Raw genomic sequence first — 23,662 nt, 5'->3', positions numbered from 1 at the left:
GGGTCAGTGCTCTTTATCAAATTTATTATCTTACATCTTTAACTCCACATAAACTCCACAGAACCCATCTATACTGTTAGCCACTAACGTTTTTTGGACCATTCGGAGTATCATTTTCATGTCCCTAGATATACAAGCGCTTCTTGCCGATGAGGAAAAATACTGTTCGCACGGTGACACCGTTCACTATGTAAACCCGCCGAAAATCTTCAAGCATTGCAACGGTAGTTATATGTTTGATGAGAATGACACTGCATATCTGGATTTGCAGATGTGGTACTCGGCAGTTAACTTTGGTTATAAAAACCCTAGATTGGAAGAAACGCTTAAAAATCAGATTGATACCTTGCCGCAAATCGCCAGCCAATACTTACACCCAACTAAAATAGAGCTGGCCAAATTCATTGCCCAAGACGCAGAACAGAAATGGGGCCATAGTGGTCGCGTGCACTTCAACGTCGGTGGCGCGCAGGCGATTGAAGATTCACTCAAAGTAGTACGTAATGCAAGCAATGGCAAAAGTTTGATGTTCGCCTTTGAAGGGGGCTATCATGGACGCACATTAGGCGCTTCTTCAATTACGTCCAGCTATCGTTATCGTCGTCGTTTCGGTCATTTCGGCGATCGAGCACAGTTTGTTCCGTTCCCTTATCCATTCCGCCGTCCTAAAGGCATGACATCAGAAGAGTATGCGGATCACATCGTGAGTGAGTTCGCCCGCAAGTTCGAAAACGAATATCACGCCATCTGGGATCCGAAAACCAATCAGTGCGAATATGCAGCATTCTATATTGAGCCTATTCAGGGGACTGGTGGTTATGTCATCCCACCTGCAAACTTCTTCACAGGCCTAAAAAAAGTACTGGACACTCACGGCATCTTATTAGTGGTTGATGAAATCCAGATGGGGTTCTGGCGGACAGGTAAACTTTGGTCAGTAGAAAATTTCGGCATCAAGCCAGATGTGCTGGTTTTCGCTAAAGCATTGACTAATGGTCTGAATCCATTGTCCGGTCTGTGGGCGCGTGAAGAACTGATTAACCCAGGCGTTTTCCCACCAGGCTCAACACACTCAACCTTCGCATCTAACCCACTGGGAACTGCACTGGGTCTGGAAGTTATGAAAATGACGCATGAAGTTGATTTCGGTAAACAAGTGCGTGACAGCGGCGCTTACTTCCTTGATGGACTGCAAGAGCTGCAAAAACGGCATAAAGAAATCGGCGATGTGGATGGAATGGGTCTAGCACTGCGTGCAGAGATCTGTACCGAAGACGGCTTTACTCCAAACCGCGAACTTTTAGATAAAATGGTCGATATGGGCTTGGAAGGAAATCTGGAGTATCAAGGCCAGAAACGTGGCTTGGTCCTGGATGTTGGCGGATATTACAAGAACGTCATTACCTTTGCCCCATCATTGATGATTACCAAAGCAGAAATCGATGAAGCTCTAACCCTGTTGGATCAACTGATCAGCAGAGCTAAGAACGCTTAATGACTTGGTTGAACCAACTTGAACCCAAAGGTCTGTTACAGGCCTTTGGGGAAATGCCCCCAGACAGTTTTCGTCTTCTGGGGCATGAACAAATTTTAGCTTTTTTCATGCGCTTTCACTTGCTTACCACCATGGAAGACAAGGCAAGAGCCCGTATTCAACGTCTACCATTATATGCACGATGGGCTAAATGGTTATCGATTAACACGGCGTTTGTAGGTACAACCGTCAGCGAATATGTACCGTTTAGCGCTGATCTCCTTCCTGAGTATTTTATTGAACTCTTGCAGCAACAGATTTCCCCTTTATGTAAAATCACTATTATTAAGGATATTCCGCAAAGCTCACCATTATTATCAGAAATGGAAAATGACTATGCTGATGCAGTAATAAAAAGCGCCGTCAAGCAAGGTTATATTGTCGTAGAGGGCCAAGCTCTCGCCTATGTACCAGTGGATTTTGACTCTATTGAATCCTATCTTGCACAACTTTCCTATAGTCGACGTAAAAATCTACGTCGTAAACTAAAAAGTCGGAATGATGTTATCGTAACTGTCATTCCAACAGGAAGGTTCTATAATGAAATTGACGAGCGAGTTACCCGTGAATATTATGATCTGTACGAAGAAGTATATTCTCAGAGTGAAATACATTTTGATCACCTGACTTACGATTTCATATGTCAACTGTTGCGAGATAATAACAGCAACGGTATTGTTTTCGAATATCGTCGGCGCAGCGATAACCTCCTGATTGGCTGGAATTTGTGTTACGCGTTTAGGGGGAATCTGATCGATAAATATATTGGCTTGCGTTACCCTCATGCTCGAGAACTGAATCTCTATTTCTTAAGTTGGATAGTGAACCTAGAGTACGCGCTGCAGCATGGCTTGAAGCACTATATCGCTGGTTGGACAGATCCCGAGGTTAAAGCTAGCTTGGGAGCTAAATTTACCTTTACCCGTCATGCGGTTTATATTCGCAGTCCGCTTTTGCGCACCTTGATACGCAGGTTTTCTAATTCATTTGAAGGTGACCGCTCTAAGTTGGATGCGAGGACATGAAATGAAACTGCCGACCCTCGTACTTGATTTAGATGATTCTATCCGGCGCTTGCCCAATGAAAACCGCTTACGCCCAGCAACTCACTGGCGTGAGCAAGTCCGCTTTGGGTGTAGCATTAAGCATTTTCGCCAGTTTTGGGCTGAGACAGAAAAGACGCTTCCCCCCACAGAGCAATATGGCACTGTGTTAATAGGCAGCGGAGACTTTCATCACTTGACCCTCCCCTTGGTACAACACTGCCTTAAAAACAAAACTGGATCTATGCGCCTTATCGTATTAGATAATCATCCAGATAATATGCGATTTCCCTGGGGTATTCACTGTGGGTCTTGGGTACGCCATGCTGCCTTACTCCCACAGATCAGCCATATTCACGTGGTGGGGGTCACCTCTCAGGATATTAGCGTAAAACACGCCTGGGAAAATTATCTGGCGCCGCTTTTTCGTGGTAGGGTGACTTATTGGAGTACAGGAGTAAATGTAGGCTGGGGAAAGAACATCGGAATTGGCAAGGCATTCCAGCATTTTAACAGCAGCGAGACGCTATGTGAGGCTTTCTGTTCGATGCTGGCACAACAACCTGAGCCGACTTACCTTAGTATTGATAAAGACGTGTTTTCCCCATCCGTCGTTCGTACTAATTGGGATCAAGGGCAGATGACGATCCCCGAAGCGTTACGCATCATTAAAGCACTCAGCGGTAGTTTGGTGGGTAGCGACATTACGGGGGAAGTCTCTGAATGGCAGTACCAAACGGCTTGGAAGCGCTGGCTTAGCGCCGCCGATGGTCAGCAGCTGATATTTGGTGAAACGCTAAATGAGCTCCATAATGAGCATGCTACGCTGAACCTGCAATTGCTTGAAGCCCTTGCATTCAGCCGAAAAGTGTAATGATAAACTCATATACATGCTGGCTCACTGATAGCCACAAAGGAGGAAACAACCGTTTTCCTCCTTTATCAGTAACATGGACGAATGCTCATAAAGCAGATGTGTTTAACAAGACGTCGCTTGCTTACCCAATAAATGGGCTACATTCCTTCCGCCTTGGTTGTATAACCGTTGTTCTTGTCTTTCTTTTTTTCCGACTCAGAGGTTTCACTGATCGCGAGTAAAAGAATTCCCAGCAAGATAAGACCACAACCGACTATTTTAGCCCAACCAATATTTTCGTTAAACAGAAGGGAAGAAAGCACCAACACAGAAATGATTTCCAAGTGTGAAGCAGCAAAGGCTGGTCCTATCGGCGCACGTTTAAGCAACGTGATCCAAGTAAAGAAAGCACCAATATACCCAACTACTGCACCATAAATCCAGGGTTGACCAAAGAGTCGCCCCAACCAATTAGTTGATAATTCAAATGGCAATGCTTGGTCGCCAGCGTACTTGATACTGATTTGTGTTATAGTATCAAAAACCATTAAGACCATAAAGCCAATGAAATAGAAACGTTTCATAATTAACCCTGTAATCCAACAACGGCGACACCGAGAGACACACAAGCAATGCCGAGCACTCGCATTGGAGACATAGTCTCACGGAAGATAATCCTGCCAAGCACCATAACGGCTACAATATTAATCGAGCCGAGCAAAACCCCTTCAGACAGCGGAACCAGCGACAGAAAGGCGATCCACAGCAAGAATTCGGCGACATAGCAGATTATCCCACACCAAACATAAGGCCTAAGACTCATTCGTATCCAACTCGAACGACTTTTATCTTTCAGCGAATCCACTGCAGCTGCTTTAAACGCTAACTGCCCAACACTATCAAGGATAGCATTGAGGCCCCACAAGATTAAAACAGTCATACTCATAAACACCCTCCAGAAGGTTCACTTAGCGTTCCAGGGGTAGATATTAGTTCCGCAACATTCTCGTCTGCTAAAGATCGTTCTATAGCAAAATTAATACAGAGTTCATTCACTTTACGCCGTTCACGATCGATGGTAATCATGTGATAACTGTCTTCAAGCAGTACCAATTGCACTGGTGCATGGCGGACGCCTTTGACAATATCCATCGCATTTTTTACTGAAGCAATATCATCGTGACTAGAATGCAGCACTAAACTGGGCGCTTGCACACGCGCAAGACGCTTCAACACGTAGGAGGACAGTTTCTGCATTTCCACTACAGACCAGAATGGATTGCCGGGTAATCCCGCCTCAGCACTATTACCCGCATGCATCTGCGAGACCATACGCTTGCGAAGTGCCTTATCTTTAATACCGTAAGGTGGCTTCTCGTAAAACATTTTTTGACGGCCAATACCGAGCATCCGAAGATACGGTAGAATAAATGCCAGGCGGGTATATTTTGGCATGCTCCAACCATCATGGCGAAACGTACTGGAAAGTGCCATAACCCCAGCGATCTGCTGCGGCCTCTCAGTTGCCAATGCCAATGCCAACACCGCTCCCATCGAAAGGCCACCCACGATCAGTTTCTTTACCTTTACCATGAGTTTGTCAGCCCCGGCACGCACGCTGGCCAACCATTCTTGCCAAGTCGACTCCAACAGATCGTTTAGAGTACCGCAATGTCCGGCAAGCTGAACAGCGTAGACGGTGAAGCCCGCGTTGTTCAACCCTCGGGCCAGAATGCGCATCTCATTAGGCGTTCCTGTCAGCCCATGAATCAATAGAACTCCGGTTTCAGCTCGCTCCCCTCGCCCTTCGAGCCAGTAGTCATTCATGCTCATACAGCTTTATCCCTCAAGTTCCGTGCTACGAATGAATACAGCAAATTGGTAGCATCTTTAAAGTTGTTCATTCTTAAATGAGGGATATCGTGCTGCTGGCAATAAGCGAGCAAACGTGACTTAGCCATCACTATATCCGCTTTGCCTGAGACACAAAAATCAGAACTGCCGTCACCCACGTATAGTACCTGTTGCCTGCGCTGCTTCTGTAGATTCAGCAAGTGACATTTACAATTTGCACTCCCTTTTAAGCAACTGCCACGGAACCAAGGCGTTTCCAGCCGCCATTTTCGCTCCCCCTCTTGCACTAAATGATTGGCAAAAACGGTCAAATGCCCTAAGCCATGGCGGGCCAGGATTGAGCTAATTGCATAGTCCAAACCATCACTGACGATATGAACTGCCCATCCCAAACGACTGGCTGCAGCGACAAACGCTGGAAATTGGGGATCAATTTCAATGGTATCCAGATGCGAATCAAGCTGCTCTCGAGTCATGTCCAAAAGCGCAACCTGACCACGCATACAGTCGCTGGAACCAATAATGCCGTTTTCCCACTCTTGTTCGAGGTGCTCCCAACCCGGCAAACCAAAACGCTCTAACAAAGTATCGGCGACATCATTTAAGCTGATAGTGCCATCAAAATCACACTGTACAACCCAGTCCAATTGCTGACTGGGGGGAATCACTATATTCATGAAACTCTTCTCTAAATTTTATTAAAATACATTACGGATTGTCATAAAAACTCACAACTACATTTTGCCCGACCAACGTGGATGGCTCACTATCAAATGCCAGAATGCATTCTACGACGCGCCGAGGACTCTGCTGGGCGTTTTCTTGCAATTGGCTCAGCACGAAAGTGGAACTAATGCGAATAACGTGGGCGGTGGGCAAATCCTTTCTTTCACTGTCATTATCAATTTGCACTTTGGCTTTCATACCCACTTTTACGCCTGCTAGATAGCTTTCATTCAGCTCGGCTCGGATGATGAACGGTTTGTTAGGCAAAAAGAGTATGACGGGCTGGCCGCTCGAAATAAACGCGCCTTCCTGAGCATTTAATTTCACAATAGAACCAGCAAAAGGAGCTCGCAGGTCAAGTTGCGCGCCATGTTCAACTAGTTTAGCTAAGCGTCTTTCAGCCAGATTTGCTTGAGCCTGAGCAACAGTAACGGCTGTTTTTGCCTGTTGCACAGCCTCATAAGCCTCATCGCTGAGCTGCATTTGAGCAGCTCCAGCTTGGGCAGCCATCTTCAAGCGAGTCGCTTTTTGTTTTAGCCCCGGTAGTTGTTCACCTATCCCTTGTAACTGCGCAACTGCCACAGCGATTTCACTTTCTGCTACACGTTTATCTGCGTAATATAGGCGATGATCCTGTTGCATCAGTATTTGCCCTTTCTGAACTGCCTGACCTTCAGTGACCAAGACTTTGTCGACCACGCCTTCTGATGGAAATGATAAGGTTACGATCCCCCCATCCACATCGACTTTTCCGCGAGCAATCGCCACTGGCACTACCGCTTGGGTTGGGGCTGTCGCAACAGGTTTTACCGGTTTATCATCACAACCAGACAGCATCCATAAGCTAACGATGACAGATATCCCCCCCCACTTTAATTCTTTCAAATTCATCGTTCTTGCCTCAATTCTTATGATTCGATGTCTGTGCATCTTGCTGAATAGCGCCATCTTCCATATGCAAAAGGCGATCTGCATGACTCATCAAACGCGGATCGTGACTTACACACAGCGTCGTAACGCCATATGTTCGGGCAATCCGGTGTAGAATGTTGATCACTCGCTGCCCGCTTTCCGCATCTAATGCGCTGGTTGGCTCATCTGCAAATAACAGCTTCGGTGCTTTTGCTACTGCGCGCGCAATTGCTACCCGTTGCTTCTCCCCACCGGAAAGCTGTGCCGGATACATGTGCGCCCGGTGGCTTAGCCCAACGTCCTCAAGTGCCGCCATAGCACGCTCTTCACTTGTTCGCTTGCTTACCCCTAGGTACCCCATAGGGAGTTGCACTTGCTCGATCGCTGTTAAAGAGGGGAATAGATTAAATCCTTGAAATATAAAACCAGTATGTTCAAGGCGAAACCTTTCCATTGCTGCCCTGCTAAATGTGCTGAGATCGATTCCTAGCGCAATAGCCTTACCACTATCTGGTTGTTGCAGACCAGAGAGCAAAGACAAGAGCGTGCTTTTTCCACACCCAGAAGGACCGGAAATGAGAGTTAACTCCCCAGGGTTTACCGTTAATGAAAGGTGCCTTAACACCGGTACGGTCAAACTTCCGGTCAGGAACGATTTACTGATGTCCTGAGCCTGCAAAACAGGCTGTGATGAGTGGCTGTAAAAATTAACCATGTTTCTTAACCTTTTAGTCAGCGTAACAGTAGTGAAGGATCGATATTTAACTGTTCCCTTACAGCTGACAAACTTGAAAGTAGCACCATACAAGCCACCAAGAATATACAACTCAGCATGGCAAAGGGTGTGATCTCTACCGGTACCTGATAGTGTTTGGCAATACTGAGTAACAGTGCACTTACTATAGCCGAGAAGAGAAGCCCAATGCTGCCAATCCAGCAGGATTGCTCCACCACAACCTTTGCAAGAGCGAAGCGACTTGCACCCAATGCGTTGAGCGTGGCATATTCGCGGCTGTAGCTAGTAATGACTGTTTTAAGTGACTGACTGGTAATCATGGCCCCAACCAAGCAGACCAATCCCGCCATAAATAACACGGCTACACCCGCACCTGTATCCAGCAACCAGTACAGCTGCGAACGTGAGGCAAAGTCATTGGACGACCACATTTCATATAGGCCGAAGCGTTTGTCCGGTTGTGAGAAGCGCGCTAATACACTAGAGAGCTGCCCTGGTTGCTTTAACCGCGCAAGATAATAGGTGCTACCTTCTCCTTCCTGCAGCCCAGCGATCGTTAAAGCACTTTCATGAGAGGAGAGCACATTAATACCGCCCAATCCGCGTAAACCTTTCAGTATGCCAACGATATATACAGGCTGTTTATTAATCCAAGCATGCCCCCCTACATGTGAACCCAGCGTAGCCAAATCAGCGGGATCAACGATAACAGCACCAGGCTCACGCAGCTTTTCTCGCAGTTCAACAGGAAGAAGCCGCGAAAACATCATCGCTTCAGGGCGAGTTGAAATACCAGAAAGATAAACAGACACACTACCACCGTCCGCATTCGGGGTGTACCAGTCGCCATCCACCCAGAGATAAGACTCAACCTCTGCGATCTCAGGATCCATACGCAAGTGGGTTTTAACATCCGGCCCAATCAGTCGACCATAATTAACACTTTGGGTACCGGGATATCCAATCCAAACATCAGCAGAGGAAGCGTTTATGTATATTGCCGCACTGCCAAAAATCCCAAGCACCAACGCCACCTGAACAATCAATAAAATACCGGAAAAACCAACAGAGAGTCCCACAGGGACAAAACGTCGCCATTCGTGAATCAGTGATTTCCGCGCGAGTGAAATCATTACCGGCCCTCTGCGTGTGTAGTAAATGACTCGGAGACTGCTGACAACGGCGCACCGCCCAACGCTTTGAATAAGGTGACGAAAGCAGAAGCATGCTTAAACTCTGCCTCAACTAATTCAGACTCTACTTGCAACATCGTGCTCTTCCCACTTAAACCATCATATTCACTGGATAACCCCAGTTGGTTTAGTTTCTGTTGCATAATGCGTAAATGATTTTGTTGCTCAAAAGCAGTATGCAGAGCTTGAAGGCATTGATTTTGGTAGTTCAGCGAAGATAGCGCATCCTCAGTCTCACCAACACCATCTTGCACCGCTTTGCGATATCCCAGCAGTGCTGCCTGAAGCTCGTGTTCTTTGGCATGTTTATTCGCTAAACGCATCCCCCAATCCCACAATGGAATATCAATGATAGGACCAAGGGCAGGGATACTATTACTGCCACTGCGGCGATAATTTTCTGTCTGGTTATATGCATATAATAATGAACCGCTTAACGTCAGACGAGGATAAAGCGCAGCTTGAGCCAGCCCCACATCAGCGGCAGATTGCAATACATCAGCTTCTGCTTGTCTAATATCAGGGCGCGTACGCAGCAAATCGGCGGGTATCTCTTTAATACGAATATCCGGAGTTAAATTTATTTTATCATGTAATAGTTGCACCGTCTGTGTCAGTGTCTTGTTCGTCAGTAGCGCCAGTGCCCGGGATGATTGCTCTCTAACTTGCTGTAATTCAATGATGTTGGCCTGTAAACGTGCCATACGCAAAGAAGAACTGATCTGTTCTTCCGCATCACCAATGTGAGCGGTTTTACGGATCGCCGCTAATGTATGTAAACGTTTCTCAACAGCCTCCTGAGAGGACAGTAGAGACAACTGTCGGCCAGCATATATAAAACGTAAATAATTTTGCACTACGTTTGCAACGACAGAAATACGCACCCCTTGCTCCCGGGCTTGAGCCGATAGAACAACGGCTTCCCCAGCCTGTTGCCGGTTGGCTGACTCGCCATAGAGGCTGAGCTCCCATACCATATCAATACTGCCATGGAGGTAATTATCCCGGGCAGCGGCATCTTGCACAGGTTGAACTCCCGCTCGGAGATGAGGTAAATAGCTACTGGCGGTAGCACCATTCAGAGCTTGCGCTGTTTTCAACCACTGTTCGGCTTGGGCAATATTCAGGTTATTAGCAAGCGCATTTTCTACAAGTTCGTCTAACACCGGGTCATTAAAAGTTTGCCACCAGGAGCGTAAATCTACGAGATGCCCCCATGCAGGCATAGCCACGTCCCACTTATCAGGCACTTTTTGTGTTAAATCAGGTCTATTGGAGCCAACACAGCCACTCAATAATATCAATGCCGGAATTGCTATCGCTCCCTTTCTAAAATAGCCACCAAAAAAAATCATATAGTGTTTTCCACGATAACATTTATCCTTACTCTATCTTAGCTAAGATAGGTTGCTTTTATGTTGAGATTATGTGGAGGTTGGATGGAGTCAAGTGTCCCCACACAAATTTACGCTCCAGCCTAGTAGCGAAAACCGTATGATGTGTGCTCGTGAGAAGTCTGTCTTTCCTGCCCCCACGCTTGTCATCCCACTATTTTCGGTATCCTTCTAGGTGCAATCGTCTTTGAGCCATCTACACCAATGCTCCAGAATGTGTGAACCGGGAGATAAGAGTTATCAGGCATATTGGTGTACAGCCTGCGAAACGCCTTAGCGTAATGCGTACCTTCTAACGGTTGTTGGAAAGCTTCTGCCGGGTATGATCAGATACTCATGTTTTATGTCATCACCAAGGGGATTCTCTTTGGCGAGCTACCTGGTTTTCTGGCGTTTATTGCGGGTGACGCCTTGCTTAGCTTCCAACCCTTTGAAATAGCCTGCCAGGCGCTCTGGAAACTATCTAGCGGGTCGATTGCGTCTGTGGGTTCTTAGCAGACTGCGGTAAATACCCGCCCGACAACGATAGTGAGCAAGCGATGATGATAAAGCAGATCCTGTCTATCGCTCTACACAGGAGATTACTCTTCACCATATCATTGATTAACTTCAATTACTGATAATTTTTGCTCATATTTCTCACTCCGCATCACATAACTCACAATCAGAGTTAACGAGCCAAACAGCATGATTACCCAGTATGCAGCGGCTACCATAGTTACCATAGCTTAATCTACAATCTCCCCGTACCCAACACGGTCAGAAAGGCTAATGAGATAATCGAGACAATTACGCCGTTACGGCATTTATTCATCGCTTTCTCTCTTCTTCGAGTCGGTGTATCGCCAGTAGTTGGTTATTCTCCTTGCGAACATAAACAGCACGTTTAATTTGCTTGCTATTGGTTTTGTGGGTTGATGCTCTGTTTTTTTCATGAATGACAGCACGATAATCCACAATAAAAATACGCGACAATTGTTAGATTTATCTCGCTGCACTAAAAAAGTAATCATCATCTTTCGCCCCTACCCCGGGGCTTTTTTTTTATTTTCCCACCGATGCGCTCCACTGGTTCAACGTAGCAACCTGGCCAGCGCAGATTGATAAAGCTGTTCGGAGCACCAACGCATGGCTTCCGATAGCGGATTTTTTTACGCCTAAACGTCGAGGTAGCATGAGCTTTAGAGGAAAGGTTTGGTTTTGGATGTTGGTTTCATGCGCCATCTTCTGGTATGGCGTAGTTATTGGACTGATGGAGGTTATGTGATATGTGGATTTAAAGGAACGCCGTGGCCGTGGGAGCATTATGGCCCGCATGGATGTCAGCACTCAATCGGCGGTTATATTGAGTCCGGTGATGGGGAGATATATGACGTTTCAGGGTTTGATGTTGGCAGTGAAATGGCTTTTAAAAATGCAAAAATATGGCCAGTAGGTCCATCCGTCACCGACTGATGAAGCTAGAAAAAGCCGTTGAGAAAGTCCGCCGCTCTGGCATTCACTCCGCATGCTGGGCGCCAATCACCAAATAATCCACCGAAAATATGAAACCACGAATTCCGCAACGAATCAGCGTCAAAGCTGAGGGGGTTCATGCGCCTACAGGGAGGGCAAAACGAAACCCAACCGGACTACCAACACAAGCATTTAACGTTGCCAGTGGCCCGCTGCTGGCGATTGCTGTTAAAAGACAACGGCAACTCATGGGAGATTATGTCCCACGAGCGCTACAATAACCCAATCAGGATTTAAACATGACCAGTCATCATGCATACCGCAATATCGCCAGAATTGCGGCTGAATGTGAACAACGTGGATGGTATGAAAGGCCGCTGAAGTTTGGGAAAAATCCCTCAAACTCGCGCGAGCAGTCGACACTCCGTGGATTAAAACCCGTATAGAGTTTTGCGTCAACGCAGCCGCGCGCTGCTGGTGAGGTGAGAATTGAGTACTGTTTTTGCCAGCAACACGCCACCAGAACACAAAGACCGACGGCAAATTTTCAACGCACTGGACGTTGAGTTTGGCTTCTTCCTGGATGCAACAGCAGACGATGGTAACGCGCTATGCGCTCACTACCAGACAGAGCAGGATAACGCGCTGTCTATCGACTTGGTGAGCTACGGCTCTATCTGGTGCAATCCGCCATACAGCACATCACCCCGTGGATGCTTAAGGCTGCGGAGCAATGCCGCGTGCAGAATCAGTCGATCGTGATGTTGTTGCCGGCGGACACGTCAACGGGTTGGTTTTCATTGGCGCTGCAGTCAGTCGATGAAGTCCGCCCTATCACCGATGGCCGCCTGGCGTTTATTAATTCCACGACGGGAAAGCCGGGGAAGAACGGCAACAGTAAAAGTAGCCTGCTATTCATCTGGCGACAATTTATCAAGCCGCGGTGCCAGTTCTCAACCATATCCAGGGACGAGCTCCTGAGCATAGGAAAGAGCATAATCATGGAGGCAAGCATTGCATGATATGGACTCAGCAAAGAAAAACCTTCTCCGCAGTACATCCAGAGAGCTTTTAAGAGATTTCGACTCCCCTTCCAACGATTTAACCCTCCGTCAGTTACTCGATAAACACGCAGTAAAATGCGAGTTGATGATAACTCAGCATGGAACACCGGGAAGCGGAGAGCAGGAATAACTGATTTCCGCTTTCACGATCTGCGGCATACGTGGGCGAGCTGGTTGGTTCAGGCAGGCGTGCCGCTTTCGGCACTGCAAGAAATGGGTAGCTGGGAGAGCATAGAAATGGTTCAGCGCTATGCTCACCTATCCCCAACCCATCTAACCGAACATGCGAGAAAAATTGACGAAGTCTTGGCGGGCAATGTCACTAATCTGGCACTTTTGGAAAATCTTGCAGTGGGAGAATGAGCGTAACTCATTGATACTTAATGGCACGCCCTATAGGATTCGAACCTATGACCTACGGCTTAGAAGGCCGTTGCTCTATCCAACTGAGCTAAGGGCGCATTGAGATGCGGCAACCTGCGGCTGCGGGTTGGGATTATACGGCCAGAGGTTAGCGAGTCAATGCCTTTTCATGACGTTACGGCGGCGGCCGTGCTTTATGGCGTTTTTTCCGCCAGCGCCCGCGCGGCGAGGGTTCCCGTCAACCGGGCGCTGCCATGCTGAACCAGGCCGACGCCTACGTAAATCGGCGCGCGCTCAGACCACTGCCGCCCGTCGCCCCGCCACCGGCAAAGGCGAGCGGACTGCACGACTGCGGCGATGTCGCCCCAATCGGCGTGCTCAACCACCCGCGCGTTGCAGGTCGCCGCCACCCTTTCCCCCAGTGTGGCGTCGGGGCGAGCGCTGTTTAAAGAAGCCTGGCTCCCCGATGCCCAAACCAGCAACAGCGTGCAGCCTGCCCAGGCGCAGCCCTTCATACGCATAACTTCCGCCACAGCGCATTCAGGCGTGCCCGCCACGACGGCGCCGCCTCATGCTTGCCGAGCTGATGCAGCGCGGTGAGTTGCGCACTGTCCGCCGGATGCAGCGAAGAATCGAACACCGTTTCCCCCACGTGTTTAGGCTCTGCCGGTTGCTCGTCAGGCTGATGATGCAACGGGTAAAGCCGGGTTATCGCTCTCATGATCCTGCCCTCTTTCGCCCTGTGAACGGCCCCAGCGTATGCAAATGCAGGTAAAAATGACGTAGAGGATCCTGAGGCCGGCATAAAAAAAGCGTAAATCGGCGTCGGCAACGGCCGCGAGGGTGATTCTGCGCCTGACAGCGCGCTCAGCTTCTGCCAGAATAGCGGCATCCCCGCTTTTCTTAATTGATGGATTTCCACACTGATGTCAGCAAAGATTATTGATGGTAAAACGATTGCGCAGCAGGTTAGAAACGAAGTGGCTGAGCAAGTGAAACAACGTCTGGCGGCCGGCAAACGCGCCCCAGGGCTGGCGGTTGTGCTGGTCGGCGAGAACCCGGCTTCGCAAATTTACGTCGCCAGCAAGCGCCGCGCCTGCGATGAAGTCGGCTTCCTTTCCCGCTCCTACGACCTGCCCGCTGCCACCAGTGAAGCCGAGCTGCTGGCGTTGATCGACCAGCTGAACGCCGATGAGGAAATCGACGGCATTCTGGTCCAGCTGCCGCTGCCGGCCGGCATCGATAACGTCAAGGTGCTGGAACGCATTCATCCGGACAAAGACGTCGACGGTTTCCACCCGTACAACGTCGGCCGCCTGTGCCAACGCGCGCCTAAGCTGCGCCCGTGCACGCCGCGCGGCATCGTCACCCTGCTGGAGCGTTATAACATCGATACCTACGGCCTGAACGCCGTGGTGGTCGGCGCCTCCAACATCGTCGGCCGCCCGATGAGCATGGAGCTGCTGCTGGCCGGCTGCACCACCACCGTCACCCACCGCTTCACCAAGAATCTGCGTCACCACGTCGAGAACGCCGATCTGCTGGTGGTGGCGGTCGGTAAGCCGGGCTTCATTCCGGGCGACTGGATCAAACCGGGCGCCATCGTGGTGGATGTCGGCATCAACCGTCTGGAAAGCGGTAAAGTGGTGGGCGACGTCGATTTCGACGCCGCCAGCGAGCGCGCCGCCTACATCACCCCGGTGCCGGGTGGCGTCGGCCCGATGACCGTTGCTACACTGATCCAAAATACCTTGCAGGCCTGCGAGGAATATCACGACGTTCAACCTAAATAAGTAAGGCAGTATGGAAATTTTCAATCTGGACAATCATCCCCACGTCGAACTGTGCGATCTGCTGAAGTTCCAGGGCTGGTGTGAAAGCGGCGGCGCCGCCAAAGAAGTCATCGCCGAAGGGCGGGTGAAAGTCGACGGCAAAGTCGAAACCCGCAAGCGCTGCAAGATCGTCGCCGATCAGGTGGTGGAATTCAACGGCGGCAAGGTCATGGTTAAACCCTAACCCGCAGCCATAGAAAAAGGCGCTGAATTCAGCGCCTTTTTTGTTTTTCCCTGCGGCCGGATTACTTGCGGCGCCAGGTGGTGCCCTGCGGGCCGTCTTCCAGCACGATGTTCATCTCGTTCAACCGATCGCGAGCGGCATCCGCCAGCGCCCAGTCCTTCGCGGCACGCGCTTCGTTACGCTGTTTGATCAGCGCTTCGATCTCCGCCACTTCGCCGTCGTCAACCTGAGCGCCCCCTTGCAGGAACTGCTCCGGCTCCTGCTGCAGCAGGCCGAGCACGTTCGCCAGCTTACGCAGTTCCGCCGCCATGCCGTTGGCCGCCGCCATGTCTTCACCCTTGAGGCGGTTAACCTCGCGCGCCAGATCGAACAGCGCCGAGTAGGCTTCCGGGGTGTTGAAGTCGTCGTCCATCGCTTCGCGGAAGCGGGCTTCGAACGCTTCGCCGCCGGCCGGCGCGGCGTCGGCATCGGTGCCGCGCAGCGCGGTATAGAGGCGCTCCAGCGCGGTGCGCGCCTGCTTGAGGTTCTCTTCGCTGTAGTTCAGCTGGCTGCGATAGTGGCCGGACATCAGGAAGTAACGCACCGTCTCCGCATCGTAATGGCCGAGCACGTCGCGAATGGTGAAGAAGTTATCCAGCGATTTGGACATCTTCTCTTTGTCGATCATCACCATGCCGGAGTGCATCCAGTAATTGACGTACGGGCCGTCGTGGGCGCAGCTCGACTGTGCGATCTCGTTCTCGTGGTGCGGGAACATCAGATCGGAACCGCCGCCGTGGATGTCGAAGTGGGTGCCCAGCTGTTTGCAGTTCATGGCGGAGCATTCGATGTGCCAGCCCGGACGGCCCGGCCCCCACGGCGACTGCCAGCTCGGCTCGCCCGGCTTGGACATCTTCCACAGCACGAAGTCCATCGGGTTGCGTTTCACGTCGTCGATCTCTACGCGCGCACCGGCCTGCAGCTGATCCAAATCCTGGCGCGACAGCAGCCCGTATTGCGGATCGCTGTCGATGGAGAACATCACGTCGCCGTTGCTGGCCACATAGGCGTGATCGCGATCGATCAGGCGCTGGGTGATCTCGATGATCTCGGCGATGTGCTGGGTCGCGCGCGGCTCTTGATCCGGGCGGTCGATCAGCAGCGCGTCGAAGTCGGCGTGCATTTCCGCCAGCATGCGTTCGGTCAGCTGGTCGCAGGTTTCATGATTTTCCGCCGCGCGGCGGATGATTTTGTCGTCCACGTCGGTGACGTTGCGCACGTAGTTCAGCGAATAGCCGAGGTAGCGCAGGTAACGCGCCACCACGTCGAAAGCGACAAAGGTACGACCGTGGCCGATGTGACACAGGTCATAGATGGTTACCCCGCACACGTACATGCCCACTTTCCCGGCATGAATGGGTTTGAATTCCTCTTTTTGACGACTCAGGGTATTAAAAATCTTTAGCATCGGGAGATTCCGTGGTGTGCGTGATAACAAAAAAGATAACCGGGCTTCAGGTTTTCCGCCCGGTAGCGTATTGAAACCTGAAGCCTGATCTATTGCAAGGTTAAGGCCATGCTTTGCTGACTTCACGCGAATAAAATGCGCGAAATTCGACGGCTGGCGTAATTGTTATAATATAACATAAATGCAATTACCACAGACAGTGCGCGGTTGAGCCGCTGCTGACTCGCTGGGGCGGATATGTTATAAGGGCGGTCTGAATGTTCACTCGCTTTACGTGACGTCTCACTTCACCTTGTTAGGATTAAAACTATGGTTACTTTCCACACCAATCACGGCGATATCGTTATCAAGACCTTTGCTGACAAAGCACCGGTTACCGTTGAAAACTTCCTGAACTACTGCCGCGCCGGTTTCTACGACAACACCATCTTCCACCGTGTGATCAACGGCTTCATGATCCAGGGCGGCGGTTTCGAGCCGGGCATGAACCAGAAAGCGACCAACGCGACCATCAAGAACGAAGCCAACAACGGTCTGAAAAACACCATCGGCACCCTGGCAATGGCGCGCACCAACGATCCGCACTCCGCCACCGCACAGTTCTTCATCAACGTGGCTGACAACGACTTCCTGAACTTCCGCGGCGAAAACGTGCAGGGCTGGGGCTACTGCGTGTTCGCTGAAGTGGTTGAAGGCATGGACGTGGTCAACAAGATCAAAGGCGTGAAAACCGGCCGCAGCGGCATGCACCAGGACGTACCGGTAGAAGACGTCGTGATCAACAGCGTAACCGTCAGCGAGTAATCGCAGCTGCATGAGTACGCTGTTCATCGCAGATCTGCACTTGTGCGCACAGGAACCGGCAATCACTGCCGGTTTTCTGCGTTTTTTACAGCGCGAAGCGGTTCACGCCGACGCGCTGTACATCCTCGGCGACCTGTTTGAAGCCTGGATCGGCGACGACGATCCCGAGCCGCTGCACGCGGAGATCGCCGCGGCGCTGAAAGCGCTGCAACAGGCCGGCGTGCCCTGCTACTTCATCCACGGCAACCGCGATTTTCTGCTCGGCAAGCGCTTCGCCCGCGCCAGCGGCATGCAGCTGCTGCCGGAAGAGAAAGTGCTGGAGCTGTACGGCCGCAGGATCCTGATCCTGCACGGCGACACCCTGTGCACCGACGATCAGGCCTATCAGCAATTCCGCCGTAAAGTGCACAACCCGCTGATTCAAAAATTGTTCCTGGCGCTGCCGCTGCGCTGGCGACTGAAGATCGCCGCCAACATGCGCGCCCGCAGCCAGCAATCCAACCAGTACAAGTCGGAAGCCATCATGGACGTCAACCCGCAGGCAGTCGAACAGACGATGCTGCGCCACGACGTGCGCTGGATGATCCACGGCCATACCCATCGCCCGGCGGTGCACCGGCTGGCGTTGAGCAACGGCGAAGCCCATCGCGCGGTGCTGGGCGCCTGGCACGTCGAAGGATCGATGATCAAAGTCAGCGCCGACGCCGTCGAGCTGATCCAATTCCCATTCTGAGCCCCGGACTGGCGCGCGAGTGAAAATTCGCGCTTTTGGCGGTGAAAACCGGCGACGCAACCGTTTTCCTTGCCGTGCGCTCATGGTATGCTCTACGCCCTCATTCGGCCCTCAGCCGACGCCAGACAAATCACAGGAGCCTTACACCCATGGGAGCCAACGCCGCTTCAGCCGCCACTACCGGGGCGAAAATCGCAATTGTAATGGGATCGAAAAGTGACTGGGCCACCATGCAGTTCGCCGCCGAAGTCCTGACCCAGCTCGAAGTCCCCTTCCATGTCGAAGTCGTTTCCGCCCACCGTACGCCGGACAAGCTGTTCAGCTTCGCCGAGCAGGCTACCGCCAACGGCTTTGACGTGATCATCGCCGGCGCCGGCGGTGCGGCGCACCTGCCGGGCATGCTGGCGGCGAAAACCCTGGTGCCGGTGCTGGGTGTGCCGGTGCAAAGCGCCGCGCTGAGCGGCGTAGACAGCCTGTACTCCATCGTGCAGATGCCGCGCGGCATTCCGGTGGGCACGCTGGCGATCGGCAAAGCCGGCGCCGCCAACGCCGGGCTGCTGGCGATGCAAATCCTGGCGCTGCACGACGCCGCGCTGGCGCAGCGTTTGGCGGACTGGCGTCGGGCGCAGACCGAAGACGTCTTGAACCACCCCGATCCGCGGGAGGACGCATGAAGCCGGTTTGCGTACTGGGCAACGGCCAGCTGGGGCGCATGCTGCGCCAGGCCGGCGAACCGCTGGGCATCGCCGTTTATCCCGTCGGCATCGATGCCGAGCCCGAGGCGGTGCCGTATCAGAACAGCGTCATTACCGCCGAGATCGAACGCTGGCCGGAAACCGCGCTAACGCGCGAGCTGGCGACCCACAGCGCCTTCGTCAACCGCGACATCTTCCCGCGCCTGGCCGATCGCCTGACGCAAAAACAGCTGCTCGACCAGCTCGGCCTGGCGACCGCGCCGTGGCAGCTGCTGGCGGGCGCCGCCGAATGGCCGCAGGTATTCGCTTCGCTGGGCGAGCTGGCGATCGTCAAACGCCGGGTCGGCGGCTATGACGGCCGCGGCCAATGGCGCCTGCGCCCGGGCCAGGAAGCCGAACTGCCGGCCGATGCCTATGGCGAGTGCATCGTCGAGCAAGGCATCAATTTCTCCGGCGAAGTGTCGCTGGTGGGCGCGCGCGGCCACGACGGCCGTTCGGTATTCTACCCGCTGACCCACAACCTGCATGAAGACGGCATCCTGCGCACCAGCGTGGCGCTGCCGCAGCCCAACCCGGCGCTGCAGCAACAGGCCGAGCAGATGCTGGCGGCGATCCTGAACGAGCTGAACTACGTCGGCGTGATGGCGATGGAGTGCTTTATCGTCGGCGATCGGCTGCTGATCAACGAACTGGCGCCGCGCGTGCACAACAGCGGCCACTGGACGCAAAACGGCGCGTCCATCAGCCAGTTCGAACTGCATCTGCGCGCCATCCTTGGCCTGCCGTTGCCGCAGCCGGTGGTGAGCACGCCGTCGGTGATGGTCAACCTGATCGGCACCGCCGTCAACGAACAGTGGCTGTCGCTGCCGCTGGTACATCTGCACTGGTATGAGAAAGAGGTGCGCCCGGGCCGCAAGGTCGGCCACCTCAATCTGAACGACCCGAGCGCCGCCGATCTGCGCCAGGCGCTGCAGGCGCTGGCGCCGCTGCTGCCGGGCGAATACCAAAGCGGGCTGGCCTGGGCACAGCAGAAGCTGGCCTAAAGCGCCGCCGCCGAAAGTAAAAGGGGTTAGCCTTAGGCTAACCCCTTTTTCATCCCGCTAAGTCAACATCACCCCTCATAACTGCGGAACAGCGCCCGGCCGCGCAGCAGGCGCACGCCCAGCCAGCCGCCGCACAGCGACAGCAGCAGCGCGCTGGCCAGCGGCAGCGCCCACCACAGCACCGGCGTCGGCGTCCACGGGAAGTCGAATACCCGGCTCTGCAGCAGCCACAGCGCCGCCTCGGCGCCCACCGCCGCCGCGATGCCCGCCACCAGCCCCAGCAGGGCGAACTCGCACCACAGCGTGCGGCGCAGCAGCCGTTTGCCGGCCCCCAGCGTGCGGTACACCACCAGCTCCTGGCGGCGCTGACGCATGCCGACCTGCACCTGCGCCAGCAGCAGTAAGCCGCCGCACAGCACCACCAGCACCACCATCACCTCCAGCGCGCGGCTGACCTGCTGCAGCACGCCGCCGACCTGTTTCAGGATCGCGCCGATGTCCAGCAGGCTGAGCGTCGGAAACTGGCGATTGAGCTGGGTCAGCATCCGGCCGTCGCCGTCGTAGCGGAAGCTGGTAAGCCAGGTCTGCGGCTGGCCGTCCAGCGCGCCCGGCGGGAAGATAAAGTAAAAGTTCGGCTTCAGGCTTTCCCAATCCACCTGGCGCAGGCTGGTGACCTTGGCGCTGAACGCCTGGGTATCGCCGCTGAAGGTCAGCGTGTCGCCCAGCGTGATCTTCAGCCGCCCGGCAATGCCTTCATCCATCGAGACTTCGCCGCTTTTCGGCGGCCAGCTGCCCGCCACCAGCGGATTATGATCCGGCAGATCGGCCAGCCAGGTCAGGTTCAGCTCGCGGTTCACCGCCTCGCCGCCCGGATCGTCTTCATGCACCCGCTCGGTCGCCAGCTGCTGGTTTATCTCGGTCAGGCGCACCCGGACGATCGGATAATAGGTTTCCGGCTTGATCTGATGCTGCTGCAGGAAGGTTTTCACCTGCGGCACCTGCGCCTCGGTCATGTTGAGCAGGAAATAGTTCGGGCTGTCCGGCGGCAGCTGTTGCTGCCAGCGTTCGAGCAGATCGCCGCGCAGCACCAACAGCAGCGCCAACAGCATGAACGACAGCGAAAATGCCGCCAGCTGGCTAATGGTCACCCACGGCTGATGCAGCAGGCGGTTAACCGCCAGCCGCAGTGCCAGGCTCTTGAGCGTGATGCGGCGCAGCAACAACAGGCTGCCCCAGCCGATGCCGCCCAGCAGCAGCGCCAGCACCGCCATACCGGCCAGGATCGCCCACAGCAGCGTGCTGGCCCCCATCAGCGTCACCAGCAGCGCCACCACGACCGCCGCCGTCACCGGCAGGAAGTAGCGCAGCGGCCAGACGCTGGCCACCACATCGCGGCGCAGCACCCGCAGCGGTTGGGTAGCCAGCAGCTGACGGTACGGCCGCAGCCCGACCAGCAGTGAAATCAGCACCAGCGCGCCGAGCGCCCACAGCCACGGCCAGGCGCCGGCGGCGGGCAATGCGGCCGGTAACACCGGTTTCAGCAGGCGAATCAACAGCGCTTCAAACGCCAGCCCGATCGCCCCGCCGCACACCGCCGCCAGCGCCATCACCGCCAGCCACTGGCCGACGATCAGCTTACGCAGCGCGCCGCGCCCGGCGCCGAGGGTTTTCAGCACCGCGATCAGATCGTAGCGGCTGCGACAATAGTGGCTCATCGCCACCGCCACGGCGGCGATCGACAACAGCAGCGTCAGCAGGGCCGACAACAGCAGGAACTGTTGGGATCGCTGCAGCGACTTGCCGAGCGCGCTGCCGGACTCCTGCAGCCCGAACCAGCGCTGATCCGGCGTCAACTGCGGCGTCAGCCGTTCTTCGTAACGTTGAATATCCGGCTCGGCGCCGGCGAACATGTAGCGGTAGGTCAGGCGACTGCCCGGCTGCACCGCGCCGGTCTTATCGACGTCCGCCAGGTTGATCATGATGCGCGGCGCGGTCTGGAACGGGTTGAAGCCGGCGTCCGGCTCCTGAATGATTTCGCCGGCGATGCGCAGCGTGGTGTCGCCCACCTCGAGCGAATCACCCACTTTCACGTTCAGCAGCGCCAGCAGACGCGGTGCCACCAGCACGCTGCCCGGTTCGGGTTTGATGTTGGCCGGGCGCGTTTCCAGCTTGCCGTACAGCGGATAAGCCAGATCGGTAGCTTTCACGTCCGCCAGCTGCGGCCGATCGCCGGCATAGGTCATGGTGGTGAACGACAGCTGACGGCTCAGTTTCAGCCCCTGCTGCTGCGCGTCCAGCAGCCAGCCTTCCGGCACCGGATGCGCACTGCGCAGCACCCGATCGCCGGCGATAAAGTCGCGGCTTTGCTGGCTGAGCCCTTTGTCCATGCGATCGCTGATGCTGCCCAGCGCCAGCACACAGGCCACGGAGAGCGTCAGCGCCAGCCAAACGATCAGCAGCGACGGCGAGCGCCATTCGCGCCAGAACCAGCGCCAGATCATGCTTCCTCCCACAGCTTGCCTTCGCGCAGCCGCAGCCGCCGCTGGCAGCGCGCCGCCAGGGTTTCGTCATGGGTCACCAGGATCAGGGTGGTGTCAAAATCGCGGTTGAGGGAAAACAGCAGATCGGCGATGCGATCGCCGGTCTGGCGATCGAGGTTGCCGGTCGGTTCATCGGCGAACAGCACCCGCGGCCGGCCGCTGAAGGCGCGCGCCAGCGCCACACGCTGCTGCTCGCCGCCGGACAGCTGCGCCGGCAGGTGATCGAGCCGTTTGCCCAATCCCAGCTGTTCCAGCAGCTGCACCGCCTGCTCGCGGCTCTGCCTGTCGCTCTCGCCGCGCAGCAGCGCCGGCAGCTGCACGTTTTCCAGCGCGTTCAGCGTCGGCACCAGCATGAACGACTGAAATACGAAGCCGACGTTCCTGGCGCGCAGCGCGGCGCGGCCTTCTTCGTCCAACGCGGTCAGCGACTCGCCGAGCAGGCGCACCTCGCCCTCGCTGCCGTCATCCAGCCCGGCCAAAATGCCCAGCAGGGTCGATTTCCCCGATCCGGATTCGCCGCTCAGGGCGATCGTCTGCGCGGGTTTGACAAGCAGCTCGACTCCGGTAAGGATGGTGAGCTGATGCTCACCCTGACCAACGTGTTTACTAAGATGATGAACTTCAAGAACGTTTTCCGCTGGCATCTTCCCTTCCTTTTGCTGTTGGGATTATTCAGTTTACGCGCTGTCGCCGCCGATACCTTGTTGATTTTGGGCGACAGTTTAAGCGCCGGTTACCGCCTGCCGATCGAGCGGGCCTGGCCGACGCTGTTGGCCGAACAGTGGCAGAAAAAACCGGGCGCGCCGCAGCTGGTCAACGCCAGCATCAGCGGCGACACCGCCGCACAGGGGCTGGCGCGTCTGCCCGCGCTGCTGAAACAGCATCAGCCGCGCTGGGTGCTGATCGAGCTGGGCGCCAACGACGGCCTGCGCGGCTTCCCGGCGCAGGACGTACAGCGCGATCTCGGCCAGATCATCACACAGGTGCAGCAGGCCGGCGCACAGCCGCTGCTGATGCAGATCCGCATCCCACCGAACTACGGCCGCCGCTATACCGAGGCGTTCAGCGCCGTCTACCCGGCGCTGGCCAAGCAGTTCAACATTCCGCTGCTGCCGTTCTATATGGAACAGGTGGTGGTGAAGCCGGAATGGATGCAGGATGACGGATTGCACCCCAATGGGGACGCCCAGCCGTTTATCGCCTCCTGGATGGCGGAGCGCCTGGAACCGCTAGTAAAACATGAGTCTCACTAAA

At 54.2% G+C, this 23,662-nt stretch carries 23 protein-coding genes, 1 tRNA gene and 3 pseudogenes; 12 read left to right on the top strand and 15 right to left on the bottom strand.

Features of this window, described 5'->3' with window-relative positions; all coding sequences use genetic code 11:
• Positions 1 to 118: 118 nt before the first annotated feature.
• Genes C3F38_RS08030 through C3F38_RS08020 form a run of 3 tightly spaced genes read left to right on the top strand, consistent with a single transcriptional unit; the run spans position 119 to position 3,451 of the window.
• Entirely contained in the window at positions 119 to 1,495 is a 1,377-nt protein-coding gene (locus C3F38_RS08030) for an aspartate aminotransferase family protein (protein ID WP_038875116.1), read from the top strand.
• Positions 1,495 to 2,559, top strand: a complete 1,065-nt coding sequence (locus C3F38_RS08025) for a peptidogalycan biosysnthesis protein (RefSeq protein ID WP_047728595.1) — start codon at positions 1,495 to 1,497, stop codon at positions 2,557 to 2,559. Before C3F38_RS08030 ends, C3F38_RS08025 begins: the two co-directional genes overlap by 1 nt.
• Before the next feature lies 1 nt (position 2,560).
• Entirely contained in the window at positions 2,561 to 3,451 is an 891-nt protein-coding gene (locus tag C3F38_RS08020) for a hypothetical protein (protein ID WP_050572059.1), read from the top strand.
• A 140-nt stretch (positions 3,452 to 3,591) separates the two neighbouring features.
• On the opposite strand, the gene C3F38_RS08015 is transcribed toward C3F38_RS08020, so the two are convergent.
• The 9 genes and pseudogenes from C3F38_RS08015 to C3F38_RS26830 form a co-directional block, all read right to left on the bottom strand.
• Positions 3,592 to 4,017 (bottom strand): EamA family transporter, encoded by a 426-nt coding sequence (locus tag C3F38_RS08015; RefSeq protein WP_047728598.1) that lies wholly within the window; start codon positions 4,015 to 4,017, stop codon positions 3,592 to 3,594.
• A gap of 2 nt (positions 4,018 to 4,019) precedes the next feature.
• Positions 4,020 to 4,379 carry an EamA family transporter gene (locus C3F38_RS08010; protein ID WP_038875109.1) on the bottom strand — a complete coding sequence of 120 codons (360 nt, stop codon included), beginning with the start codon at positions 4,377 to 4,379 and terminating at the stop codon, positions 4,020 to 4,022.
• Positions 4,376 to 5,266 (bottom strand): carboxylesterase, encoded by an 891-nt coding sequence (locus C3F38_RS08005; protein WP_065768495.1) that lies wholly within the window; start codon positions 5,264 to 5,266, stop codon positions 4,376 to 4,378. The genes C3F38_RS08010 and C3F38_RS08005 overlap by 4 nt, the downstream gene beginning before the upstream one ends.
• Positions 5,263 to 5,964 (bottom strand): MtnX-like HAD-IB family phosphatase, encoded by a 702-nt coding sequence (locus C3F38_RS08000; RefSeq protein ID WP_047728600.1) that lies wholly within the window; start codon positions 5,962 to 5,964, stop codon positions 5,263 to 5,265. Before C3F38_RS08000 ends, C3F38_RS08005 begins: the two co-directional genes overlap by 4 nt.
• 31 nt (positions 5,965 to 5,995) lie before the next feature.
• Entirely contained in the window at positions 5,996 to 6,904 is a 909-nt protein-coding gene (locus C3F38_RS07995) for an HlyD family secretion protein (protein ID WP_055312581.1), read from the bottom strand.
• A gap of 10 nt (positions 6,905 to 6,914) precedes the next feature.
• Positions 6,915 to 7,640 carry an ABC transporter ATP-binding protein gene (locus tag C3F38_RS07990; protein ID WP_055312582.1) on the bottom strand — a complete coding sequence of 242 codons (726 nt, stop codon included), beginning with the start codon at positions 7,638 to 7,640 and terminating at the stop codon, positions 6,915 to 6,917.
• A 17-nt stretch (positions 7,641 to 7,657) separates the two neighbouring features.
• Complete coding sequence (locus C3F38_RS07985; protein WP_038875107.1) at positions 7,658 to 8,794, bottom strand: ABC transporter permease; 1,137 nt, start codon at positions 8,792 to 8,794, stop codon at positions 7,658 to 7,660.
• On the bottom strand, positions 8,794 to 10,209 hold the full coding sequence (locus tag C3F38_RS07980) for a TolC family protein (protein WP_038875105.1): 1,416 nt from the start codon (positions 10,207 to 10,209) through the stop codon (positions 8,794 to 8,796). Before C3F38_RS07980 ends, C3F38_RS07985 begins: the two co-directional genes overlap by 1 nt.
• A 218-nt stretch (positions 10,210 to 10,427) precedes the next feature.
• Positions 10,428 to 10,736 (bottom strand): annotated as a pseudogene (locus C3F38_RS26830) (hypothetical protein); the annotation flags it as partial.
• Positions 10,737 to 12,192: 1,456 nt separating this feature from the next.
• On the opposite strand from C3F38_RS26830, the pseudogene C3F38_RS07970 reads away from it, so the two are divergent.
• Positions 12,193 to 12,725: pseudogene (locus C3F38_RS07970) on the top strand (phage N-6-adenine-methyltransferase).
• Positions 12,726 to 12,839: 114 nt separating this feature from the next.
• Positions 12,840 to 13,130 (top strand): annotated as a pseudogene (locus C3F38_RS07965) (tyrosine-type recombinase/integrase); the annotation flags it as partial.
• Between the two features lie 21 nt (positions 13,131 to 13,151).
• Here the strand turns inward: C3F38_RS07965 and C3F38_RS07960 are convergent.
• From C3F38_RS07960 to C3F38_RS07950, 3 genes are all read right to left on the bottom strand, one after another.
• A tRNA-Arg gene (locus tag C3F38_RS07960) sits at positions 13,152 to 13,228 on the bottom strand.
• 96 nt (positions 13,229 to 13,324) lie between these two features.
• Entirely contained in the window at positions 13,325 to 13,663 is a 339-nt protein-coding gene (locus C3F38_RS07955) for a hypothetical protein (protein WP_139108032.1), read from the bottom strand.
• Positions 13,642 to 13,851 carry a hypothetical protein gene (locus C3F38_RS07950; protein WP_038875103.1) on the bottom strand — a complete coding sequence of 70 codons (210 nt, stop codon included), beginning with the start codon at positions 13,849 to 13,851 and terminating at the stop codon, positions 13,642 to 13,644. Before C3F38_RS07950 ends, C3F38_RS07955 begins: the two co-directional genes overlap by 22 nt.
• Positions 13,852 to 14,056: 205 nt before the next feature.
• Here C3F38_RS07950 and folD point away from each other — a divergent pair, with 205 nt between their 5' ends.
• A complete protein-coding gene (gene folD, locus C3F38_RS07945; RefSeq protein ID WP_004940177.1) occupies positions 14,057 to 14,923 on the top strand; it encodes a bifunctional methylenetetrahydrofolate dehydrogenase/methenyltetrahydrofolate cyclohydrolase FolD in 867 nt (288 codons plus the stop codon).
• A 10-nt stretch (positions 14,924 to 14,933) separates the two neighbouring features.
• Entirely contained in the window at positions 14,934 to 15,146 is a 213-nt protein-coding gene (ybcJ, locus tag C3F38_RS07940) for a ribosome-associated protein YbcJ (RefSeq protein ID WP_004940179.1), read from the top strand.
• Positions 15,147 to 15,207: 61 nt separating this feature from the next.
• On the opposite strand, the gene cysS is transcribed toward ybcJ, so the two are convergent.
• Positions 15,208 to 16,593, bottom strand: coding sequence for a cysteine--tRNA ligase (gene cysS, locus C3F38_RS07935; RefSeq protein WP_038875101.1), 1,386 nt, complete (start codon positions 16,591 to 16,593; stop codon positions 15,208 to 15,210).
• Positions 16,594 to 16,902: 309 nt separating this feature from the next.
• On the opposite strand from cysS, the gene ppiB reads away from it, so the two are divergent.
• The 4 genes from ppiB to purK all read left to right on the top strand — a co-directional run bounded on the left by ppiB (position 16,903) and on the right by purK (position 19,868).
• Positions 16,903 to 17,397 (top strand): peptidylprolyl isomerase B, encoded by a 495-nt coding sequence (gene ppiB, locus C3F38_RS07930; RefSeq protein ID WP_004940183.1) that lies wholly within the window; start codon positions 16,903 to 16,905, stop codon positions 17,395 to 17,397.
• Positions 17,398 to 17,407: 10 nt separating this feature from the next.
• Entirely contained in the window at positions 17,408 to 18,130 is a 723-nt protein-coding gene (locus tag C3F38_RS07925) for a UDP-2,3-diacylglucosamine diphosphatase (protein ID WP_038875098.1), read from the top strand.
• A 149-nt stretch (positions 18,131 to 18,279) separates the two neighbouring features.
• Positions 18,280 to 18,804, top strand: a complete 525-nt coding sequence (purE, locus tag C3F38_RS07920) for a 5-(carboxyamino)imidazole ribonucleotide mutase (protein WP_038875095.1) — start codon at positions 18,280 to 18,282, stop codon at positions 18,802 to 18,804.
• Positions 18,801 to 19,868 (top strand): 5-(carboxyamino)imidazole ribonucleotide synthase, encoded by a 1,068-nt coding sequence (gene purK, locus C3F38_RS07915; protein ID WP_047728605.1) that lies wholly within the window; start codon positions 18,801 to 18,803, stop codon positions 19,866 to 19,868. Before purE ends, purK begins: the two co-directional genes overlap by 4 nt.
• Positions 19,869 to 19,936: 68 nt before the next feature.
• Here purK and ybbP read toward each other — a convergent pair whose 3' ends face one another.
• Both ybbP and ybbA read right to left on the bottom strand, forming a co-directional pair.
• On the bottom strand, positions 19,937 to 22,369 hold the full coding sequence (ybbP, locus tag C3F38_RS07910) for a putative ABC transporter permease subunit YbbP (protein ID WP_047728607.1): 2,433 nt from the start codon (positions 22,367 to 22,369) through the stop codon (positions 19,937 to 19,939).
• A complete protein-coding gene (gene ybbA, locus C3F38_RS07905) occupies positions 22,366 to 23,052 on the bottom strand; it encodes a putative ABC transporter ATP-binding protein YbbA (protein WP_055316563.1) in 687 nt (228 codons plus the stop codon). Before ybbA ends, ybbP begins: the two co-directional genes overlap by 4 nt.
• On the opposite strand from ybbA, the gene tesA reads away from it, so the two are divergent.
• Positions 23,023 to 23,661 carry a multifunctional acyl-CoA thioesterase I/protease I/lysophospholipase L1 gene (gene tesA, locus C3F38_RS07900; RefSeq protein WP_162215449.1) on the top strand — a complete coding sequence of 213 codons (639 nt, stop codon included), beginning with the start codon at positions 23,023 to 23,025 and terminating at the stop codon, positions 23,659 to 23,661. The two genes, ybbA and tesA, sit on opposite strands and share 30 nt — an antisense overlap.
• Position 23,662: the final 1 nt, after the last annotated feature.

The sequence above is a fragment of the Serratia sp. SSNIH1 genome (assembly GCF_002935055.1).
Taxonomy (GTDB): domain Bacteria; phylum Pseudomonadota; class Gammaproteobacteria; order Enterobacterales; family Enterobacteriaceae; genus Serratia; species Serratia nevei.
Note: the sequence above shows the minus strand (reverse complement) of the source record. Positions and strands in the feature narration are given on the sequence as shown.

What these genes read in the sequence shown, in the direction of transcription:
- purK (WP_047728605.1), top strand. Translation starts at nt 18,801, where the DNA reads ATGAAGCCGGTTTGCGTACTGGGCAACGGCCAGCTGGGGCGCATGCTG.
- C3F38_RS07980 (WP_038875105.1), bottom strand. Translation starts at nt 10,209, where the DNA reads ATGATTTTTTTTGGTGGCTATTTTAGAAAGGGAGCGATAGCAATTCCG.
- ybbP (WP_047728607.1), bottom strand. Translation starts at nt 22,369, where the DNA reads ATGATCTGGCGCTGGTTCTGGCGCGAATGGCGCTCGCCGTCGCTGCTG.
- C3F38_RS07995 (WP_055312581.1), bottom strand. Translation starts at nt 6,904, where the DNA reads ATGAATTTGAAAGAATTAAAGTGGGGGGGGATATCTGTCATCGTTAGC.
- C3F38_RS08010 (WP_038875109.1), bottom strand. Translation starts at nt 4,379, where the DNA reads ATGAGTATGACTGTTTTAATCTTGTGGGGCCTCAATGCTATCCTTGAT.
- ybcJ (WP_004940179.1), top strand. Translation starts at nt 14,934, where the DNA reads ATGGAAATTTTCAATCTGGACAATCATCCCCACGTCGAACTGTGCGAT.
- C3F38_RS07925 (WP_038875098.1), top strand. Translation starts at nt 17,408, where the DNA reads ATGAGTACGCTGTTCATCGCAGATCTGCACTTGTGCGCACAGGAACCG.
- C3F38_RS08000 (WP_047728600.1), bottom strand. Translation starts at nt 5,964, where the DNA reads ATGAATATAGTGATTCCCCCCAGTCAGCAATTGGACTGGGTTGTACAG.
- ybbA (WP_055316563.1), bottom strand. Translation starts at nt 23,052, where the DNA reads ATGCCAGCGGAAAACGTTCTTGAAGTTCATCATCTTAGTAAACACGTT.
- C3F38_RS08030 (WP_038875116.1), top strand. Translation starts at nt 119, where the DNA reads ATGTCCCTAGATATACAAGCGCTTCTTGCCGATGAGGAAAAATACTGT.
- C3F38_RS08005 (WP_065768495.1), bottom strand. Translation starts at nt 5,266, where the DNA reads ATGAGCATGAATGACTACTGGCTCGAAGGGCGAGGGGAGCGAGCTGAA.
- C3F38_RS07990 (WP_055312582.1), bottom strand. Translation starts at nt 7,640, where the DNA reads ATGGTTAATTTTTACAGCCACTCATCACAGCCTGTTTTGCAGGCTCAG.
- tesA (WP_162215449.1), top strand. Translation starts at nt 23,023, where the DNA reads ATGAACTTCAAGAACGTTTTCCGCTGGCATCTTCCCTTCCTTTTGCTG.
- purE (WP_038875095.1), top strand. Translation starts at nt 18,280, where the DNA reads ATGGGAGCCAACGCCGCTTCAGCCGCCACTACCGGGGCGAAAATCGCA.
- C3F38_RS08025 (WP_047728595.1), top strand. Translation starts at nt 1,495, where the DNA reads ATGACTTGGTTGAACCAACTTGAACCCAAAGGTCTGTTACAGGCCTTT.
- folD (WP_004940177.1), top strand. Translation starts at nt 14,057, where the DNA reads ATGTCAGCAAAGATTATTGATGGTAAAACGATTGCGCAGCAGGTTAGA.
- C3F38_RS08015 (WP_047728598.1), bottom strand. Translation starts at nt 4,017, where the DNA reads ATGAAACGTTTCTATTTCATTGGCTTTATGGTCTTAATGGTTTTTGAT.
- cysS (WP_038875101.1), bottom strand. Translation starts at nt 16,593, where the DNA reads ATGCTAAAGATTTTTAATACCCTGAGTCGTCAAAAAGAGGAATTCAAA.
- C3F38_RS07950 (WP_038875103.1), bottom strand. Translation starts at nt 13,851, where the DNA reads ATGAGAGCGATAACCCGGCTTTACCCGTTGCATCATCAGCCTGACGAG.
- ppiB (WP_004940183.1), top strand. Translation starts at nt 16,903, where the DNA reads ATGGTTACTTTCCACACCAATCACGGCGATATCGTTATCAAGACCTTT.
- C3F38_RS08020 (WP_050572059.1), top strand. Translation starts at nt 2,561, where the DNA reads ATGAAACTGCCGACCCTCGTACTTGATTTAGATGATTCTATCCGGCGC.
- C3F38_RS07985 (WP_038875107.1), bottom strand. Translation starts at nt 8,794, where the DNA reads ATGATTTCACTCGCGCGGAAATCACTGATTCACGAATGGCGACGTTTT.